The sequence below is a fragment of the Paenibacillus sp. HGF5 genome, assembly GCF_000204455.1.
GTDB classification, from domain to species: domain Bacteria; phylum Bacillota; class Bacilli; order Paenibacillales; family Paenibacillaceae; genus Paenibacillus_AQ; species Paenibacillus_AQ lautus_A.
The window spans coordinates 14,588-33,149 of record NZ_AEXS01000133.1; the positions used below are offsets into that span (position 1 = coordinate 14,588).

At 49.4% G+C, this 18,562-nt stretch carries 18 protein-coding genes and 1 riboswitch; of the genes, 5 read left to right on the plus strand and 13 right to left on the minus strand.

Going from position 1 to position 18,562, the window contains the following annotated elements:
* Positions 1–22: 22 nt before the first annotated feature.
* The 4 genes from HMPREF9412_RS31770 to pdxR form a co-directional block, all read right to left on the minus strand.
* Positions 23–1,396, minus strand: a complete 1,374-nt coding sequence (locus HMPREF9412_RS31770; protein WP_050802841.1) for a PD40 domain-containing protein — start codon at positions 1,394–1,396, stop codon at positions 23–25.
* A 126-nt stretch (positions 1,397–1,522) separates the two neighbouring features.
* Positions 1,523–1,852, minus strand: a complete 330-nt coding sequence (csaA, locus tag HMPREF9412_RS20780) for a chaperone CsaA (protein WP_009593710.1) — start codon at positions 1,850–1,852, stop codon at positions 1,523–1,525.
* Between the two features lie 174 nt (positions 1,853–2,026).
* Positions 2,027–2,902 (minus strand): arylamine N-acetyltransferase family protein, encoded by an 876-nt coding sequence (locus HMPREF9412_RS20785; protein WP_009593759.1) that lies wholly within the window; start codon positions 2,900–2,902, stop codon positions 2,027–2,029.
* Positions 2,903–3,013: 111 nt separating this feature from the next.
* Positions 3,014–4,438 carry a MocR-like pyridoxine biosynthesis transcription factor PdxR gene (gene pdxR, locus HMPREF9412_RS20790; RefSeq protein ID WP_009593745.1) on the minus strand — a complete coding sequence of 475 codons (1,425 nt, stop codon included), beginning with the start codon at positions 4,436–4,438 and terminating at the stop codon, positions 3,014–3,016.
* A 174-nt stretch (positions 4,439–4,612) separates the two neighbouring features.
* On the opposite strand from pdxR, the gene HMPREF9412_RS20795 reads away from it, so the two are divergent.
* Both HMPREF9412_RS20795 and HMPREF9412_RS20800 read left to right on the plus strand, forming a co-directional pair.
* Positions 4,613–5,221, plus strand: a complete 609-nt coding sequence (locus HMPREF9412_RS20795; protein ID WP_036672943.1) for a thioredoxin family protein — start codon at positions 4,613–4,615, stop codon at positions 5,219–5,221.
* A 257-nt stretch (positions 5,222–5,478) separates the two neighbouring features.
* Positions 5,479–6,411, plus strand: coding sequence for an L-lactate dehydrogenase (locus tag HMPREF9412_RS20800; protein ID WP_009593738.1), 933 nt, complete (start codon positions 5,479–5,481; stop codon positions 6,409–6,411).
* 81 nt (positions 6,412–6,492) lie between these two features.
* On the opposite strand, the gene HMPREF9412_RS20805 is transcribed toward HMPREF9412_RS20800, so the two are convergent.
* A complete protein-coding gene (locus tag HMPREF9412_RS20805; RefSeq protein ID WP_009593757.1) occupies positions 6,493–7,086 on the minus strand; it encodes a LysE family transporter in 594 nt (197 codons plus the stop codon).
* Between the two features lie 128 nt (positions 7,087–7,214).
* Here HMPREF9412_RS20805 and HMPREF9412_RS20810 point away from each other — a divergent pair, with 128 nt between their 5' ends.
* Complete coding sequence (locus HMPREF9412_RS20810) at positions 7,215–7,772, plus strand: helix-turn-helix domain-containing protein (RefSeq protein WP_009593733.1); 558 nt, start codon at positions 7,215–7,217, stop codon at positions 7,770–7,772.
* Positions 7,773–7,850: 78 nt separating this feature from the next.
* Here HMPREF9412_RS20810 and HMPREF9412_RS20815 read toward each other — a convergent pair whose 3' ends face one another.
* From HMPREF9412_RS20815 to HMPREF9412_RS20840, 6 genes are all read right to left on the minus strand, one after another.
* Complete coding sequence (locus HMPREF9412_RS20815) at positions 7,851–8,627, minus strand: ABC transporter permease (RefSeq protein WP_009593748.1); 777 nt, start codon at positions 8,625–8,627, stop codon at positions 7,851–7,853.
* 15 nt (positions 8,628–8,642) lie between these two features.
* On the minus strand, positions 8,643–9,425 hold the full coding sequence (locus tag HMPREF9412_RS20820) for an ABC transporter ATP-binding protein (protein ID WP_009593764.1): 783 nt from the start codon (positions 9,423–9,425) through the stop codon (positions 8,643–8,645).
* Between the two features lie 13 nt (positions 9,426–9,438).
* Positions 9,439–10,449 (minus strand): ABC transporter substrate-binding protein, encoded by a 1,011-nt coding sequence (locus HMPREF9412_RS20825; RefSeq protein WP_036672949.1) that lies wholly within the window; start codon positions 10,447–10,449, stop codon positions 9,439–9,441.
* Positions 10,442–11,896: an aryl-sulfate sulfotransferase gene (locus HMPREF9412_RS20830; protein ID WP_009593747.1), complete on the minus strand. Its 1,455-nt coding sequence runs from the start codon at positions 11,894–11,896 to the stop codon at positions 10,442–10,444. Before HMPREF9412_RS20830 ends, HMPREF9412_RS20825 begins: the two co-directional genes overlap by 8 nt.
* A 27-nt stretch (positions 11,897–11,923) precedes the next feature.
* Positions 11,924–12,466, minus strand: a complete 543-nt coding sequence (locus tag HMPREF9412_RS20835; protein ID WP_009593715.1) for a MarR family winged helix-turn-helix transcriptional regulator — start codon at positions 12,464–12,466, stop codon at positions 11,924–11,926.
* 504 nt (positions 12,467–12,970) lie between these two features.
* Complete coding sequence (locus HMPREF9412_RS20840; RefSeq protein ID WP_009593769.1) at positions 12,971–13,951, minus strand: glycoside hydrolase family 5 protein; 981 nt, start codon at positions 13,949–13,951, stop codon at positions 12,971–12,973.
* A gap of 273 nt (positions 13,952–14,224) precedes the next feature.
* On the opposite strand from HMPREF9412_RS20840, the gene HMPREF9412_RS20845 reads away from it, so the two are divergent.
* Positions 14,225–15,424 (plus strand): AGE family epimerase/isomerase, encoded by a 1,200-nt coding sequence (locus tag HMPREF9412_RS20845; protein ID WP_009593760.1) that lies wholly within the window; start codon positions 14,225–14,227, stop codon positions 15,422–15,424.
* Between the two features lie 138 nt (positions 15,425–15,562).
* Positions 15,563–16,567, plus strand: coding sequence for a substrate-binding domain-containing protein (locus HMPREF9412_RS20850; RefSeq protein ID WP_009593704.1), 1,005 nt, complete (start codon positions 15,563–15,565; stop codon positions 16,565–16,567).
* 146 nt (positions 16,568–16,713) lie between these two features.
* Here HMPREF9412_RS20850 and HMPREF9412_RS20855 read toward each other — a convergent pair whose 3' ends face one another.
* Entirely contained in the window at positions 16,714–17,877 is a 1,164-nt protein-coding gene (locus tag HMPREF9412_RS20855; RefSeq protein ID WP_009593772.1) for an MFS transporter, read from the minus strand.
* 71 nt (positions 17,878–17,948) lie between these two features.
* Positions 17,949–18,048: riboswitch (purine riboswitch) on the minus strand.
* Positions 18,049–18,080: 32 nt separating this feature from the next.
* On the minus strand, positions 18,081–18,506 hold the full coding sequence (locus tag HMPREF9412_RS20860; RefSeq protein WP_009593736.1) for a VOC family protein: 426 nt from the start codon (positions 18,504–18,506) through the stop codon (positions 18,081–18,083).
* Positions 18,507–18,562: the final 56 nt, after the last annotated feature.

Below are 18,562 nucleotides of genomic sequence, written 5' to 3' on the forward strand. Positions count from 1 at the left end.
CCTGCAACTCATTGCTCAAACGCTAGATGAACGACAGCCTCGCGCCGATTTGACGGATATGGTTAACGTCTGCCCACAAGATGAAATAAGGGTAGACCATTTCCCCGATTTGGACAGGACTTGGATATCTCACAATAAGGGCTGCTTGGTTATTCATCTCCGTTGGCTGATCAGCTGAAGGATAAATGAAGCACGCTTCTTGATTTTGTATCATAGCAGGGACAATCCTTGGAGAAGAACCGTAAGGCATTAATGGATGAAAAGCTTCGGAGCTGCATACATTGGCAATCCGGTCGCCAGACGAAATCGCGGATACCTGGAAGAAACCGTCGAAGCCCTCGTATCTCTCTTCACTGACCGGCCGCCAATTTGCGGGATACGGGAAGGACACCCGGTATACAAGGCTTGTGAACATGCTTTTCGGAACTTTTCTGCCGCCTGGGGACCATTGCAAGGCAGTAATCCGGCCTCCGCTAACGACGTTCATCGGCATCTGTTCCCTGATATCGACGATCCAAAGCTGACTAGCGAATTCTTCAACGGTGCACCCGGACAAATAGGCGATTTTGGCACCGTCCGGCGACCAATCGACGGGCGTGGCGAAACAGTTGGAAACTGCAACCGTCCTTTGATCCTGACCGGACCGGCTGTCAATCTGGATGAGCGAATAGTAATTTGGCTCGATGTAGGCTGTTGCGCTGTAAGCGATGCTTTTAGAATCAGGAGACCACACGGGAAAATAGTTTTTCGCAAGTGGGCCGCCTTCCAATGCATAGATGGTGCCGTTTGCCAAATCCACCGTCGAAATCATGGAGATGCTTGCTCCAGGGGATGTATACAGCGCGAAGGTTCCATCCGGGGAAATCCGAACGTCGTGGAGCGGACCGTCCGTTAGATGTGTGATTTGTCTCCGTTCCGTGCCATCGGTCCGAATGCGGTAGAGCTGCATAACCCCTCCAGAATCAGGAGACGCAAATAGAAGCTCCATGCCCGAAGGGAACCACTGGGCATCCTTTGCTCCAGTCTCCGGGATGGAATAGCTTCGATGTGAGGCCGTATCATAAATGACGATCCGATCATTCTTGACATACGCCAAAGACCGGCTATTGGAAGACCAGTCCAGCAGCGTGTACGGTTCGATTTGATCAATTCTGGCTACTGTGAACGATACGGTATCCAGCACATGGACCACATTGCCGTTACCGATGAATGCGATTCTCCTCCGATCGGGCGACCAATAGGGAACCGAAAATTCCGCGCCGAGCCCTTGAGTAAGTTGAAAATCAAAACCGTCCCGAGGGCGGTACAGCCATATGTCGAACGATCCGCCGCGGTTCGATGTGTAGGCAATCCACTCTTGGACGATACCATGGGAAACAGTTTGCAAAGCCAACATCCTCTCTTGAATCATCTGATACTTCAGATATATTCAAAGGAGGACGGTTAGGCGACCATCCCGGAACGCATTTATGAGCAGAGCTTCGCCATAAAACCGAAGCTTGGATCGGTAAATGGAATAAGCTTAAGCGATGGGCGTTCCATTCGGCAGATCGAAATCCGGCTTCAGAAGCACCACGTCCCCCTGCTCCGGTACGCCGCCGAGCACAAGCACCTCAGATTGATAGCCGGCAATGCGTCTAGGCGGGAAATTGACGACGGCCACTACTTGGTTTCCTACAACGCTATCCGCGTCATAGCGATTCGTAATCTGTGCACTTGTACGCTTGATCCCCAGCGGGCCGAAATCAATCTTCATTTTTATGGCGGGAACGCGCGCTTCCGGGAAAGGCTCTGCTTCCACGACCGTCCCGACGCGAATATCCAGCTTGGTAAAATCATCGATGGTTGCCATGCATTTAACTCCTTACAGGTAGGTTATGGAACATGTTCATGTGCTTAGCGACATGAAATTTAAGTACCATTTTATCACCTGGGGTTGCAGGCATTCAAGAGACAGATTGGTTTAGAACGTTCTACGACGAAGGACATCAGCTTAGGAGTCACACGAGATGCCGGATTGCCCCCTCTAAGATCGTTGATCTTCCAAAAGCCTCAACCATTTCTGATGCTGCTTGCACACCTTTGCCCAAATCAGATCCCGTTCTAGAATGGAATAGTTGACGAGCGGCTCGTTAAATACGTCCGCCAGGATCTCGAGCCACTCCGATTTCGACGAGACCTCTGCGGTGTCCAGAATGCTGCCGTTCCATTTTTTCCAAATGCAGCCTTTGAGCTCGTTCATGCCCACATCGTGCCGCTGCCTCACAACCAATAGATCCATCCAAGGAGATTCCGGCGATCGGCTGTAAAATTCATGATTTGTTTTAAATAATTCCAAGCTGTTTACAACCTCAGGCGCGTAATCTACCCCTACATAGGAATATTGGGGATCATGAATCAACCGCCAGCCCTGATCCGTTACGGAAGACGGCTCAAGCACGTACGTGAAAGGCCCCTGTACGTATTTCCCGAATTTCAATGGGATCGGCTCCCATGGCATATCCCCGAGACCAACGTCGACAACCCAAGACTCTTCTTCCCCAATCTCTACGTTCATGAGGCTGACCGTTAACCCGAGATGGAAGCCGTTAATCCGGGGCTCTTGTCCTAAGGGCTGTACGCCGGCCTTATGCCAACTAACCGCATACCCCAAGGCTCGAAGAAGAGCGGTAAAAGCTCCATTCAAATGAAAACAATAACCGCTTCGTTGATGGATCAGCAGTTGTACCGAATTTTGGATATCCATGGGAGTCGGTTTTCCGGCAAAAATATCCAGGGTCTGCCAAGGAATTCTTGTCACGTGCGCTTTATGCAGCTCGAATAAATATTCCTTTGTCGGAGCCTTGATTTCGGATATGCCTAATCGGTTCAAATACGCTTTTACCTCGCTATGCGTGATCATGGATAACCTGCTCTCCTTCTCCTGTTTTTTTGCTTATCATAACTAACAAATTGACCTGCATGGAATGGTCAGTTTGTTGGTGTTATAAAAGACAGGAGGGTTCCCGAGTGGTTAGTTCATGTTCCAGGCTTTTTGCAGCAGCCGAATGCCCGTTTCCATTTCGGACGCATTCAAGCTGGCAAATCCCAAGTATATCCTCGGGTACTGTCCAGCGTCTTGACGCTGCTTTATCCACGTCTTCCGCAAGTCATATACTTTCACGCCGGCTTTCGCAGCCTCCTGAATCAATTCCTCCGAGGTAGCTTCTTTTTTGACGAGCAGTTGAAGGTGAAGCCCGGCATTCTGACCCGTTATTTCAACAAACTTGCCAAGATGAGTCTCGATCAGCTCGATCAACCGATGATGTCTTTTCTTGTACAGGTTCCGAACTTTGCGAATATGGCGAAACCAATGCCCTTGTTCGAAAAAAGCGGTCATCGCCCACTGCTCCACACGCGATGGGGCAAAAAACACCTCCTGCTGCATTTGGGTCAATTGATGCTGCAGTGCCTGTGGAAGAACCAGATAGTTCATTCGCAGTGCGGGGGTGAGCACTTTCGAGAAGGTGCCGGCGTAAATCACCCGTCCGTTATCATCCAATCCTTGCAGCGAAGCAATCGGCTTGCCTTGGTAGCGAAACTCGCCGTCGTAATCATCCTCGATGATGTATGCATTTTTCGCATTCGCCCACTCCAGCAATCGTTCCCGCTCCGGATACGGCATAATGCTTCCCGTCGGGAATTGGTGAGAAGGCGTTACGTACACGAGCTCTGCATGGCTTTGCTCCAATCGGTCAAGCGAGATCCCCTTATCGCCAAGCGATATCGGAAGAATCTCGCAGCTATTCAGCTGGAATTGATCCCGTACCAGGCTGTAACCCGGTTCCTCGACGGCAACATGCTTCATCCCTTTCAGCATCCTGGAGAGAAGGCCTATGCTATATGCCGTTCCGGCACCAATGACAATTTGATCCGGCGTTGAATTGACCCCTCTGGAATTCCGCAGATATTCGGAAACCACGCGCCGAAGGGCGTATTCGCCTTGTGGATCCCCATACATTCCGATCTCGCATAAATGGTGGTCCAGCGCTTCCTTGAGCATTTTATTCCAAATTCGTACCGGAAAGGCAGCTTGATCTAATCGGGTTGGATTAAAATCGATGACATTGGGATTGGTATGCGCGTGGTAATGGATGACTGACAACGTGGTCATGGAGGGCGGCTGTTGATGCTGTTGGGAGTATGGGAATTCCTTGTAGGGATTCAGGACGTAAAGCCCCGACCTTGGTTTGCTGATCACATACCCTTCTGCTGTCAGCATCTGATAAGCCGTCTCGATCGGCGTCTTGCTTATATTGAGCTGAAGCTGGAGGGATCGTACCGATGGCAATCGTTGTCCGTCGGGAATTGCGCCGTTTCGGATACCCTCACGAAGTTGAAGGTATAACTGCTGGTATAACGGAAACTCGCTCTGCTCAGGTAAAAGGATATCAAACAAAAATGGACCACCTCAGGCTTTTTTAATATAAATTCAAGACCCACATTCCATTCAACTGACTTGCATAAACAGCTCCAAAGTGACCATTTCTGTGTGGTCAAATATATTCTAAGCTAGCTATAGGCTGAATGTACACCAAAACTACCCGTTCAGTACGAAAGGACGAATGAGCCAATGACAACGCCTATCCATCTTCGGCACAAAATAGGGCAAGGCCTATCCCCCCGTCATTTTACGGAGAGCATGAAGAGCCGGGAAATGAAACTGAGCAGCATCCCCAATACGAAGGAACAGTTCAGGCAAGTATATGACCGCTTTCAATGGGACGATGAAGAAGTTCAACGGTTCTTCGCTGGACGTAACGAGCGCGGCCAACTCCACTGCCTTATCCTCTGTACGGATTGGTGTCCGGATGTGATCTGGAATGTTCCCGTCTTGTTCCGGGTAATGGAATACAGCCGCATACCGACCGAAGTGCTTATCATGGAAGAGCATCTGGAAACGATGGATCTCTTTCTTACGGATGGTGGCCGTGCTCAACCGATCGCCCTCTTCCTTAATGCGGCTACCGGCGCGGTTCTTGGACAATGGGGCGCACGACCGGCATACATCCAAAACGTCATGGACGAGTTCAAAAGAAATTACGATGATCAACAAGCCGGTTCATATCAGGAACAATGGGATCAGGTCTACACAAGGATCGGTGAACTCTACCATGACGGGAACGAATACCGGAAGGTCTTGCTTCAGGAGCTAAAGGAGCGGTTTACTTCATTCGCATGAAATGGCATCGCACCGACGACGGTTCGACATCGACATCTAGGACATATGAAAGGTAATGTGCAATCAAATCCTTCTATAGTGAGCATGAACGTAACTTAAATCACACTCCCACTGCTTAAATCTTCCTGAATATGTTATCATTACTATCGAAAGCGCCTAATGGAGTTGCTGTGTATACAGCTGTTCATTAGGGTAAGTAATTAGAAGCTTTCCATCTGTAGGACTTCATTAACTGAGTGCAAGGGAGAGAAACATTGATGACAAAAAATGAAGCTCAGCGCCCGTCCCGCGTCGTGATCATCGGTACAGGAGCTGTAGGAGCAACGACTGCGTACACCTTATTCTTGCGGGAAAGAGTATCTGAACTGGTATTGATCGATGCCAACCATGACAAGGCTCTTGGCGAAGCCTTGGATATGAACCACGGCCTCCCTTTTGCCGGCGGGGTGAAACTTTGGGCTGGAGATTACAGCGATTGCAAGGATGCAGACATCATTGTCATTGCCGCAGGCTCCAACCAAAGACCGGGCGAGACGCGAATCGATTTATTGAAGCGGAATACGGCCATATTTGACGATATTATTCAAAATATCGTCAAATACAATGATCACGGCATCATTCTCGTCGCTACGAATCCGGTAGATATTCTGTCTTACGTCACATTGAAAAAGAGCGGCTTCCCGGTTAATCGGGTAATCGGCTCAGGTACCCTGCTCGACAGCGCCCGCTTCCGTTATTTGATCGGGCAAAACAAAGGCATTAATCCGCGCAGCATTCACGCCCATATCGTCGGCGAACACGGCGATTCCGAGCTGCCGCTCTGGAGCATCGCCAACATTGCCGGTATCGGGATCGATCTGACGGACGATGAAAGAGATGATATCTTTGATCGTACCAAGAACGCCGCATATGAAATCATCAACGCCAAAGGCTCCACTTCCTATGCTATCGCATTGGCGCTTGACCGGATCATCGTCTCCATTTTGCAAAACGAGGGCTCCGTTCTCAATGTGTCTACGCTGCTTACAGACTACCATGGCGTGTCCGACGTATATCTTGGGGTGCCTTGCGTGGTTGACCGCACCGGCGTTCGGGAAATTCTTAGCCTCGAGTTTAACGACGAGGAATTGACCCAATTCCATGCTTCCGCTAACAAACTGAAAGAACAGATTTCCAAAATCTTCGAATAACCCAAACAAGGCTTTCCGGACGAACGTTTCGGAAAGCCTTGTTCTTTTGGCATGGCGTCCGTGCACGACGAGGCCCGGTTCCTATCCATTCGCTGCATAAATTGAGAATGCGCTGTATATCAGAAGCAGTCCCATACATATATTGAACGTACGTTCATATCGGGACAACAGGTTCTGGAACAGCGAACCGCATAGCGCCCAGGTCATATTGGCGCAAATGCCAACGATGGTGAGCAGTATCGAAAATAATAACAGCTGCACATGGGTTGCTGCAATTGGCATCACGAAGGTCGATACGGCCGTAATCCCGTATAAAATGACCTTCGGATTCATGAATTGAAATATGAATCCGAACGTAAAGCTGTTAAATCCACCTGACTTATCATCTGCATCCCCCTGCGGCCTGCTTCGCATGATTTTTACGGCAAGATAAATCATATACAGGAAACCGATCATATTCATAACCAATCGAATCTTCGGGATGTATTGATACATTGCCAAGTTGAAGTAGCTGGACAGCAGCATGATGATCAAACATCCGGCTGCAACCCCGCCGATAAAGCGCATCGTTGCTCGAAAACCGTAACTTCGTGCATTGGTCATCGAAATAATGTTGTTGGGACCGGGCGTAAATGAAGCTACAATGGCATAGGTCAACAGCGGAAGGATAAACAAGCTCTTAACTCCTTTCTCGTTTGTATGTTATAGTGATTGCAATCGGTCGTTATAGCGATCGTGCGTTATTATTATATATCATGTATGTTATAACGCACAATATATACAGTTTAGAGGTGAACCATCATTTGAAACCCATCAATCTGATACTGGCGAACAATTTAAAGCTGCTCAGGGAGCAGAGAAAGCTGAGTTTGGATAAAGTCGCGGAAATGACCGGCATCAGCAAGACGATGCTGGGTCAGATTGAACGCGGGGAATCGAGCCCCTCCATAACCACCGTATGGAAGATTGCCAACGGATTAAAGCTTTCTTTTTCGTCGTTAATCAATGAGCCGCATTCCGGTACTGTCGTGGTATCACGGGAAGAGGTGCAGGCACTGGTTGAGGATAACGGCCGGATTCGAATTTATCCGTATTTCCCGTATGAAGACGGGCGGCGCTTCGAGATGTATTCATTAGAAATGGAACATGGCGGTTATTTAAGTGCAGAAGCCCATATCGAGGGTACGGAAGAGTTTATTACCGTTTTCGATGGTGAGGTCACCATTCGTGTCGATCAGGAGGAATATACGGTAAAGGCAGGTGAATCCATCCGCTTCAAGGCAGACAAACCACATGTTTATCACAATTCCGGGGATTCCCTGAACCGGTTAAGCATGGTGATCCATTATTCCGGATCATGATGTCGATGGTAAACAGCAACGGCACCCTTTTCATGAAGGGTGCCGTTGCTGTTTTGATACTGTTGTATTATTAACGTTTTACCGACGCAGCGAAATTGCGCTGACCACCCCATACCGGGACAGCAGCTTGCGGCCGAGCAGCCCCACGGCCCGGTCTGTCAGGAACCCCATTAACCCCAGGCAGATCAAGCCGACAAATATCCAATCTGTACGGAAGAACAATCGTGAATTCCATATAAGATAACCAACGCCTTCATTGGATGCAATCATCTCGGCCCCGATAATCGCCATGAACGAGGTTCCCATGGCAAGACGAATGCCGGTGAACATGAAAGGGACGGTTGCAGGAATGACGACATGCAGCACAATCTGCCATTCGGACGCCCCCATGCTGCGGGCGGAGCGGATCTTATCCTCCTCAACGGATAAAACGCCCGTCAGCGTATTCAAGACCACGATGAAGAAGGTTGCATACAGAATAAGCATGATCTTCGATGTCTCCCCGATGCCGAACCAGACCAGAAACAAGGTTATGAACGCAATCGGAGGAATGAACCGAATGAAATTGAGGAAGGGCTCGGCGAAAGCCCGGATCGGTCCGACCTTCCCAATCATGATTCCGACCGGGATCGCCAGCAGACTGCCAAACGTCCAGCCAAGCAGCACGCGGTACGAACTGATTCCGATATATTGAATCAAGGTGCCGTCCGTCAACAATTCGTATCCGCCCTTTGCCGTATAGACGGGACCCGGCAGAATTTCCGGGCCATACGCAAGGGACAGCAGATGCCAGACGCCAAGTCCAACCATCCATAACAGGATATGAAGGGACCATTTTTTAAGATGATTGCTCACGGGAACGCCTCCTCACTACTCGTCAAAATGCGATTGGATTTGGTTGTACAGGGCATGGAAGGCCGGGTCCGACAAATCTCTCGGGTATGCAAGCGGCACCTCATAAATATCCGTTATTTTCGAGGAAGGTCCTGCAGACATAATGCCGATGCGTCCTCCCAGCAGAAGTGCCTCCTGAATATCGTGCGTCACGAAGATGACGGTTTTGTCCGTATCTTGCCATATGCGGACCAATTCCCTTTGCATCGTGCGTCTTGTCATCGCGTCCAATGCGCCGAACGGTTCATCCATGAGCAGGATCGAGGGATCATTGGACAGCACCCGTGCCAGCTGTACCCGTTGTTTCATGCCGCCTGACAGCTCGCGCGGATATTTGCTTTCATGTCCCGCAAGGCCCACGAGCTCAATAAACTCGCCGGATATCTCCCTTCTCTTCTCAGCTGGCATCCGTTTCATGCGGAGGCCGAACTCCACATTCTCCCTAACCGTCAGCCACGGAAACAAGGATGAGTCGGCTTGCTGAAATACGACGGCACGATCCTGGCCGGGGCGCTCCACTTCCTTTTCCCCTACCCTTACTTGACCTGATGTCTTGGAGACGAAGCCGGCGATCAGACTGAGCAGCGTCGACTTTCCGCACCCGCTCGGTCCCAGCAGGACGAAGAACTCCCCGCCTTTAACCGCCAGGTTGACGTCCTGGATGATATAATGTAAACCGCCTGCCGATGCTGATGCCTGCGTGTAACTTTTATTCAACTGTTCAATATGGATTTCATTCTGCCTTGACGCTGCTCTCATTTTCATCATCTCCTTACTTCAAATCAATGACTCGATCCGGGAAGGCTGTTCTGACCAAATCCAGATTCAATTTATCATTCAGCTCGAAATCCTTCTCGATGATACCGTTAGCGACCATGTATTCCTTTTGCCCCCGCAATCCCGCATAGGCTTTGTCCGTAAATCCAATGCTCCATGGATTCTTCGGCAGATCCTTTAAGGTTGCTTCCTTCGGCTGCTTGACTTCTTCGTACATCAAATCCGCTGTTTCCTCCGGATGGGCTTGGGCATAAGCCGACGCTTCATCCAGCGCTTTCAGAAGCGCTACGAATCCTTCCTTGTTGCTGTTGATTAATTCATTTGAAGCGATCAAACCGGTGCCAAGCCTTACCGGCGTCCTCGACATATCCGATAGCTCTCTGGCTTCGGCAAGGGCACCGAACTTTTCGTTCAGCACCGCGCCATATACCCAAGCGGCGTCAATTTCGCCTTTTTTCAGCGCCACGTAGGCCTCGTCGAAGCCTCCTTGCCCGATCAGCTCCACATCCGACAATGCAACTCCGTTATCGGCGAGATAAACATCCCACAGATAGGGAATGAATGTGCCTCTGGAGAAACTCAATTTCTTGCCCTTGAGATCGGCAGCGCTGGCAATCTCTTTGCGGACGAACAGTTTCCATTCGCTTGCGCTCAAATCCGTGGCTGTTCCGGTTGAGGCGAATATAGAGTAATCGCCTTTGCTAACAGCATTCAAGAGTGGGAAGTCTGCACCGAAGGCAACATCCACCTGCTTAATAAACAAGGAGTTCACGCCTTCGGCCGGCGTTGCGAAGTTCACCAGCTCGGCATCAATCCCGTGTTTGTCGAAGATCCCCTTGCTCTTAGCTATACGAAACACCGCATTCGTGGAAATATCAGCAATTTTCAAATGAAATTTACTCTCTTGACTGTCGCCGCTGGCCTTACCGCATCCGCTAAGCAAACTCATTGCGAGCATCGATATCAGAAACCAAGCATGCCATCGTTTCAAATAAGGTCTACGCATCGCGATCCCTTTCTTTCTGCGTTATTTCATCGGTCCTGGCCACGCATAACGCACCCTCCCCATAGGAGATCGTGCCTTCTACTTCCACGGTCGTAACGGCACCTCTCGGTGCGGCACCTGGCAGGCGGTAATCTGCCACATCAAGCGGAGCAATCTCGGTCTCTATGGGCAATTCAAGCTGTGGCACCCATTCATAAGGAACCCGGTATGCGCGGTAGACCATATTGGAGTTGCGGATATTTTTATAAGGCGATATATATTCCCATACCAGTTCAAATTCTCTTGTCACCTCGAATATTCGGCCGTCGGCTCCTTCGGTAATCAAGGTGTTGCCGTTGGGCAGACGCTGTGCTGAGCTGATATACGGACTGTAGAAGCGGTATGAGTCCAGCGGAGCCTGAAAGCCGGCCTCCGTCGGCGTATACTGCCATTCAATCTCTAAGGTTGCGGGATTGATTTCCAGAATTCGCGAATGGTCGCGCCGCACTATTTTCAAGCCATCTGCCGCTTCCGGATTCGGCTTTCCGTATCCGCCCCAGCCGCCGTTGTCGAAGATCAGAATATTGCCTTCGCCCGGAAGTCCCTTCGGTATGAGGTGAGCATGATGCTGGCCGATAATCCAGCCAATATGCTTCGTTTCCTCCGTGGAATAGTCGGGGCCAAGCTTCCAGACAATGTTCCCGGTTCTTTTATCGATGATGGCAATAATGTTCGTTTCCCGTGCATCCCAGATTATATTATCGGGATGGAAGCGTTCGTCCCCCGCATCATAAAACCGGTTAGGACCCAGCACAGATACCGAGTTAATATGCATCCAATCGCCGGCATGGGCTCCGAAGCCGCGGGTATTCGGATCACGGGATAACGCTAGCTTCGCGTCCTCATCAAACCCGAGTTCATCAAAGTGATCGCTGACGGCCCATTCCCAAATGACATTGCCTTCCCAATCCACTTCGATGATCGTATCGTCCAACAGTTCGATGTCGGAAATTTCGGGACGCTTCACATTTTTGTGAGCTAGAATAAGCGTATTGCCGGAATCTACCTTCGGATCCTGTCCGGGTACATAATAACCGACGGGATTGCCCTCCCGCTGGTAATCATGATGCTGGCGAGCCATCCATTGTGCCGGATGACCCGGGTCCTCTATGTATTCATAACGATCGAATTTCCAGACGATATTGCCTTCCCAGTCGACCTGGACCAGATTGGTTTCATCCTGAAACCCGTATTTCGGATCGCGCTCTGAGGTGCTCCCAAGCACATAACCTCCGGGAAAGAGCTTGTTCGGAAATCCCCGGAGCCCTTTCCATAAGTGAACCTCCCTGCCGTTCATGTCAATCAGAAGGGCGCCGGTATCCGCAGCTTGATAAATTGTATAGCCACTCCACGCCTTCCCCGGTTGAAATACGGTTGTACCCGTTGGATAAATCGTTGGATGTCCCATCGTTCAACTTCCTTTCTGATATGAATTTTAGTAAGAAATGAATTTGTTCGAGCGTTTCAGTGAGCCTGGATTGCTTTGATCATTTGCTGCCGGCGTATCGAAAGATGGACGGGGCGGCCGTAGCACGAAATCAGAGAAGCCCTCCAGATGATCGTTCAACCGTTCACAATAATGGATCAGATCCCGCAGCTCCTCGTGCGAGAATACTCCGAATATTCGTTCGATCGAACGCCCGCCTATGTATTGGTTACGCTTCAGCATTTCTCTTCCAGCATCCGTGATGTCCAGCACAATCGATCTCCGATCGCTCTTGCTACGTCTTCTCACCGCGAACCCGCAAGCCTCAAGTTTATCGCACAAGGCCGTTACCGCCCCGGACGTAAAATCGAGCTGTTCCGCAAGCTCCCCAAGCTTCTGCTCCCCATCCCGTAATATGGTGTTCAGGATCAACAAACCTGGCAGCGATACGCCTTCTATCGAGATTTTGTCACGCTCCTTGACAAATCTCCGCACCATTTTGCGAAAATGCCAATCCGCCTCTTCCATTAAGGCCCAATCCGTTTCTTCCATGCCGCTCCTTCCCGTGGAACGATAGCCTCAGACTCCAACTCATAATCCGTAACGATGTCCGGAAAATACAGAAAGGCTCCTATTCCCCCTTCCGTTAAAATAACGAAATCGAGTAAACAGGAGCCTTTGGTGGACCAATCGGCTGATATATCGTTCAATACTAAGATAATGAATGATCATTTAATGAGGACTGAATGAATTTGCTTGTGGCTAGATTAAACCAATTAATACCACCTGTCAAGTAGGAAATAAACATATATTTAAACCATCAAAACAAAACCCCGCACTAGATGCAGGTTTCTCCAAAGCCAAGCATATTGATATCGCATAAAGGTTGTTCCTCTTCTTTGTCGATAGGTCTCGAAGAGGATGCAAGAATAGGCTGTATGTCGATTCAGAAAATCCTATAGAAAAAAGCCGTCGAGACGGTTCCTCGACAGCCTGCATGCATCCCTATGTTTGTGCTTGCTGTAAACAAGCAATCTCATCCACCCTAATCCGACATTAATAAATGCCCGCTTTCTTGGAGGTTTGTTGAATTCCGTCGGTTCCATGAACCACTGTGTTCCCCCAGCCGGTCAGGTTTCCGCTTGGCCCTGCAGCCAGATCCAGATCGTTCAGCTCCGGGCTGTTTCCGTACCAGGACCAAGCCAGCCAACCCACTTCCTTCTGCTGCCCGTACTTCATAATAGCAATCTCATCGACATCGGCACCTTGATGATAGCCGCCGAACTCCCCAATGATTAAAGGCAATCCTTTGTTTAAAACATCGTCCATATTCGTTTTCACCGTAGCGGCATCCTTACCGGCATACTCATACATATGGATGGAGAATACCGTATTCTTCAGTTGATCGGAAGCAAATACCGCTGCCCCCTCATCCACGATGGATTGCGGGTATTGACCCCATCCCGCTGCATCAACGATCAACGTATTCTTAATGCCCGCATTTCTTAATTTGGGAATGGCCTGCTTATAACCCTCGGCCCATCCGCTGCTGTTCCAATTTCCATACCATTCATTGGCAATATTGACGATGACGCGGTCTTCTTTTCCGATCAAGGCCTCTTTGATGCCGATCCAATAGTCGACAGCCGCTTCAAGGGAAGCATCATCATCTTTGCCTGTCGCGTCATGAACCTCCAGAACGGCTATCATTTGATGCTGCGACACCAGCGAGATGATACTGTTGACGGCGTTCAGGTCATCCTTGATCCATTGCGACCCGTTCGACAAGACGACTCGTACGGTATTGGCTCCCGTTTGCGCGATAGCCGGAATAGCGGCGTTCAGATCATTCTTGTACCAGGTGTGGGGATGATTTACACCCCTCATCACAAAGGCTTTGCCCGTTGAATCATACAGCTTGGTACCGTTTACATAAAATCCTGTGGCTGCTTCTGAACTAGGAAGTTCACCGCCTAATGACACAAACGCCAGGATCGCGACTAGAATAGACTTCCATCCCTGCATCCATATCAACATCATCTTCCTCCTTCTGGATTCATAGTATTTGATTTCTAGCCTCGGTACTTGGTGATGGATCATAACCGAAGTGTTTAGATTGTTCTTATATTCTGATAATATTTAGGTAATCGTTAAAGTAATAATTTGAATTTTATATGCCTCACCTTCACCTGTCAATGGTGTATACATGTTTATTATAATGTTGCGTACAAAAGATTTCGTTGACATCGAACAATACTCTTTCTTAAAATATTTCCTAAGGTTAACGATAACTTAAAACGGAGGCTTTATATGACATTGACTTTACATACCCTGGGTTCTGAAATCCGAAAAGAATGGCTTGAGCATATCCTGCCTTTTTGGGGAGGATTGAAGGACGAAACCAACGGCGGTTTTTACGGCCAAGTGAACGCCGATTTAAAGATCGATGAACAAGCAGCCAAAGGCGGGATTGCCTGTTCAAGAATTTTATGGAGCTTTAGCGCAGCCTATCGGACGACGGGGCACGAAATCTACGTAGAGAATGCCAGGCATGCCTTTCAATTTCTCGCGCGCCACCTCATTGACCGCCAATATGGCGGACTGTATTGGATGGTGGATTACAAGGGAGTCCCGACAGATACCAGGAAACATATCTACAATCAAGCGTTCGGGGTATATGCATTAAGCGAATACCACCGCGCTTCCGGGAACCAAGAGGCATTGGATCTGGCCAAAGAGCTGTACCGTCTGATCGAGAGTAAGGGGTATGATGCGAAACGGCAGGCCTACAAGGAAGAGTTCGACCGGGAGTGGAACGAGCAGCCCAACGAAATGCTTAGCGGCAACGGCGTGGTCGCGCATATCACGATGAATACGCATATTCACGTCCTGGAAGCTTACTCCACGCTTTATCGGGCTTGGCCCGAGGCGGTGGTCCGAGAATCGCTTCATAACCTGCTGTCCATTCTGTACCATCATATTTTCGATGCTGATCGGAGACGTTTAGGGGTGTTTTTTGACAAGGATTGGAACCCGCTCGTGGATGTCACTTCATTTGGCCATGATATCGAGGCGAGCTGGTTGATTGACGAGGCGCTTGATGTTATCGGAAGCACGAATCCGGATTATAAGCGCATGGTTCTGGACTTGGCTTATGCCGTTTCTGAACGGGCCGTGCAGCAGGATGGTTCGCTTATGAATGAGCAAGAAGGCTCACATCTGGACACCTCCAGAATTTGGTGGGTCCAGGCTGAGGCTATGGTCGGTTTTTTCAATGCCTATCAGCGTACGGGAGATATTCAATTTCTAGAACAGGTCTTCAGAATGTGGAATTATACGGAAAAATATATTATCGATTCCCGCCCCGGCAGCGAATGGTTTTGGTCCGTTAATGGGAACGGAGAACCGGATCAGCATGAGATGGCCGGACCATGGAAATGTCCGTATCATAACAGTCGATTTTGCTTGGAAATCTTAAATCGAATCGAACAGATAAGCAGCAAGCTCTAACAGAATAACAATCAGAAATGCGCCTTTGCCTTTATTTGTCTCAGACGAGCAGGTATACTGTACTTGAATCATGGAATGATTGCATACATACTCGGACAGATGCTCTACTTCGACTGTAGATAAAAGGAGACAAGCGCGATGAACAAAAACATAACGATGAAGGACATCGCGGAGCAAGTTGGCGTCAGCACGGTGACCGTCTCGAAAGCCCTGAACGACAAGGAAGGCGTAAGCGACGAGTTAAAGTCAAGAATCAAAGCCGTCGCCAGCGAAATGGGCTATCGGGTGAACACCGTTGCCAGGTCCATGCGCGAAGGGCTGACTTACAACATCGGCGTCATCATTCCCGAACGTTTTACCGGACCCGACCAATCGTTCTATCTGCGCGTCTATCAAGAAATCTCCAAGGGATTGGAAGACTACGGGTATTACGGCATACTTCATATTTTAAGCAGCTCGGATGAACAGGCCTTGCAGCTGCCGCGCATCTATTATGATCGCAAAGTGGACGGATTCATTTTGCTGGGACAGATCAGCAAGCCTTACATCGAGATCATGCACGCCATCGAACCGCCGATTTTGTTTCTGGACTTCTACGATGACCATTCGGATATCGACGCGGTGGTTTCCGATAATTTTTACGGTGCCTATGAACTTACCAATTACCTGATCCGGCAAGGACATCGCAACATTGCCTATGTGGGCAGCTTGCATGCCACAAGCAGCATTCAGGATCGGTTCCTGGGTTACTATAAATCGCTGCTGGAGCATCATATCGCACTTCGGCAGGACTGGGTGATCAACGACCGGAATGAGCACGGCAATTATATCGACATCGAGATTCCGGATGAATTGCCAACAGCTTTCGTATGTAATTGTGATCAGGTCGCCTATTTGGTTGTGCAGAAGTTGCAAGGCATGGGTTACCGAATTCCCGATGACTGCTCCGTCGTTGGTTTTGATAACGATATCTACGCTACACTGACCGTCCCGCACCTGACGACGGTTGAGGTCAATATGAAGCAGCTGGCTCAAACGTCGACCCAGTCCATCTTAAGCAAAATCAGCACCCCTGATACCAAATTCGGCAGAATTGTCGTGAAGGGCAAGATCATCTATCGTTCTTCCGTCGCCAAGATGTAAACCCCTCCCACCATACAAGCATGCCTCGAACCACGCATCGTGCGCACAGGAAGCAGTTCGCACGATGTACAAAATGATTGAAAAAGAAAAGACAGCTGCATGGATGCGGCTGTCTTTTCTATAATTCGCGAAAAACGTACGGCTATTTATTTGCTAGTCTTCAACGTTAGCGCAGGTCTCGTCAAGGAATAAACGGCACAAACCAGGGACACGATGACGATCCCCCCGCCGACCCAGGCCGTGCTGGCTACGGTGCCTCCCTGCTCTAACACGAGGCCGCCAATGGCAGAGCCCAATGCGATGCCGATTTGCAGAGCGGAATTGTTAAAACTTTGCTGGATATCGGAAGAACCCGGATCCACTTGAATCAGATAATTCTGCAGTGGAGGAGCCAGGCTCCAGCTTAATGCTCCCCATACCATCATCACGACTAAAAACACGCCAATCGAAAATGTGGATAACGGAAGCACGAGCAATACCAGCATGAATGACGTAATGATGATCACGATGCTCTTATGCGATCCGAGCCGATCCGCAAGCGCGCCGCCGAACGCCCCGCCACCGACGGCGGATAGTCCGAACAGGAAGTAACAGATGCTGATCCAATAAGGACTCAGACCAAGCTCCGATTCAAGAAACGGCGTGAAGTACGCATATATGGTGTAATGTCCTGCAAGCATGAACAAGGTGGCCAGATGCGCACCGGCGATTTTCATCTTGCCCAGCGCCTTGATCTGAACGGATAACGGCGTAACATTTTCAGGCTTGATCCGGTCCAGGAACATATAGATCAAAATCATGGAACCGATCGACAGGAAGCCGATACCCAGGAACAATACCCGCCATCCGAAAGCCTCGCTGATCAGGATGCCGAGCGGCACGCCTAGCACCAATGACGAACTAATCCCCATATAGATAACGCCCAAGGCTTTAGCGCGATGTGCAGGCTCAACCACCTTGGCGGTAATCGTCAAAGATAACACGATAATCAGCGCCGTACTCATCGCGGTTAAGATTCTGGCTGCCATGAGCAGCGTAAAGTTCGGGCTTACATAAGCCAGCAAGTTACCAATAAAGAAAATAAACAAGGAAATCATGTAGAGCCGTTTGCGCTCCACTCTTGCCGTCAGCGCAAGAAGCACCGGTCCCGCTATCGCATAGACCAGGGCGAACACGGTAATCAGCTGACCCGCCGTACCGAGTGAAATATGCAAGTCGTCCGCAATGAGCGGCAGTATCCCGCCAACAATAAGTTCAACCAGCCCGACGGATATCGTCGAAATCGCTAGAATTAATACTTTCAGATTCATCTGGAATGAAATCCCCTTTCTACGAAGTTAAATTGCCTATAGTCAACCAAAAAAATAAATCCCGATTACAAAAAATGACAATCATTTTCTGTAATCAGGATTTTACGGTTCCTGGTAGAGACCCTCAGACCATATTAATGAGGTTATACATTCAAATAAAATATTCAGTTGCACAACAATCGTTGATTAATTTATCACATCCGTTACGAAAGATCAACCTCCCATGCAGGATTCCAGCAAATCTCCCACAAATGCCCGTCCGGATCGAGAAAATGACCGGAATAGCCTCCCCAGAAGGTGTCTTGTGCCGGTACGGTTACGGTCGCGCCCGCTCTACTGGCTTGCTCCATCACCTCATCCACTTCTTCTTTGCTGCCGACGTTGTGGCCGATCGTGAATTCCGAAGAGCTTGGGGACGATAAGGGAACATTCGCTTCAACCGACAGATCCTTGCGATTCCATATCGCCAGCTTCACGCCTGCTTGCAGGTCAAAAAATGCTACAGCCCCATGCTCGAATTCAGTGCCAATGATTCCTTCGGTCGGAAGCCCGAGCCCGTCACGGTAAAACTTCAGGGATCGTTCCAGGTCATCAACGCCGATTGTAAGTACGGATATGCTTGCTCTCATTTTACGTTACCTCCTGTAGATCATCATCGTTACCTCTACCCAATTGTCGTTCAACA

Bases quoted from the DNA above. Each gene is read 5' to 3' on its own strand.
- HMPREF9412_RS20845 (WP_009593760.1), top strand. From the start codon at position 14,225: ATGACATTGACTTTACATACCCTGGGTTCTGAAATCCGAAAAGAATGG.
- HMPREF9412_RS20840 (WP_009593769.1), bottom strand. From the start codon at position 13,951: ATGTTGATATGGATGCAGGGATGGAAGTCTATTCTAGTCGCGATCCTG.
- HMPREF9412_RS20835 (WP_009593715.1), bottom strand. From the start codon at position 12,466: ATGGAAGAAACGGATTGGGCCTTAATGGAAGAGGCGGATTGGCATTTT.
- HMPREF9412_RS20795 (WP_036672943.1), top strand. From the start codon at position 4,613: ATGACAACGCCTATCCATCTTCGGCACAAAATAGGGCAAGGCCTATCC.
- HMPREF9412_RS20860 (WP_009593736.1), bottom strand. From the start codon at position 18,506: ATGAGAGCAAGCATATCCGTACTTACAATCGGCGTTGATGACCTGGAA.
- HMPREF9412_RS20850 (WP_009593704.1), top strand. From the start codon at position 15,563: ATGAACAAAAACATAACGATGAAGGACATCGCGGAGCAAGTTGGCGTC.
- HMPREF9412_RS20830 (WP_009593747.1), bottom strand. From the start codon at position 11,896: ATGGGACATCCAACGATTTATCCAACGGGTACAACCGTATTTCAACCG.
- csaA (WP_009593710.1), bottom strand. From the start codon at position 1,852: ATGGCAACCATCGATGATTTTACCAAGCTGGATATTCGCGTCGGGACG.
- HMPREF9412_RS20785 (WP_009593759.1), bottom strand. From the start codon at position 2,902: ATGATCACGCATAGCGAGGTAAAAGCGTATTTGAACCGATTAGGCATA.
- HMPREF9412_RS31770 (WP_050802841.1), bottom strand. From the start codon at position 1,396: ATGTTGGCTTTGCAAACTGTTTCCCATGGTATCGTCCAAGAGTGGATT.
- HMPREF9412_RS20855 (WP_009593772.1), bottom strand. From the start codon at position 17,877: ATGAATCTGAAAGTATTAATTCTAGCGATTTCGACGATATCCGTCGGG.
- HMPREF9412_RS20825 (WP_036672949.1), bottom strand. From the start codon at position 10,449: ATGCGTAGACCTTATTTGAAACGATGGCATGCTTGGTTTCTGATATCG.
- HMPREF9412_RS20800 (WP_009593738.1), top strand. From the start codon at position 5,479: ATGACAAAAAATGAAGCTCAGCGCCCGTCCCGCGTCGTGATCATCGGT.
- HMPREF9412_RS20820 (WP_009593764.1), bottom strand. From the start codon at position 9,425: ATGAGAGCAGCGTCAAGGCAGAATGAAATCCATATTGAACAGTTGAAT.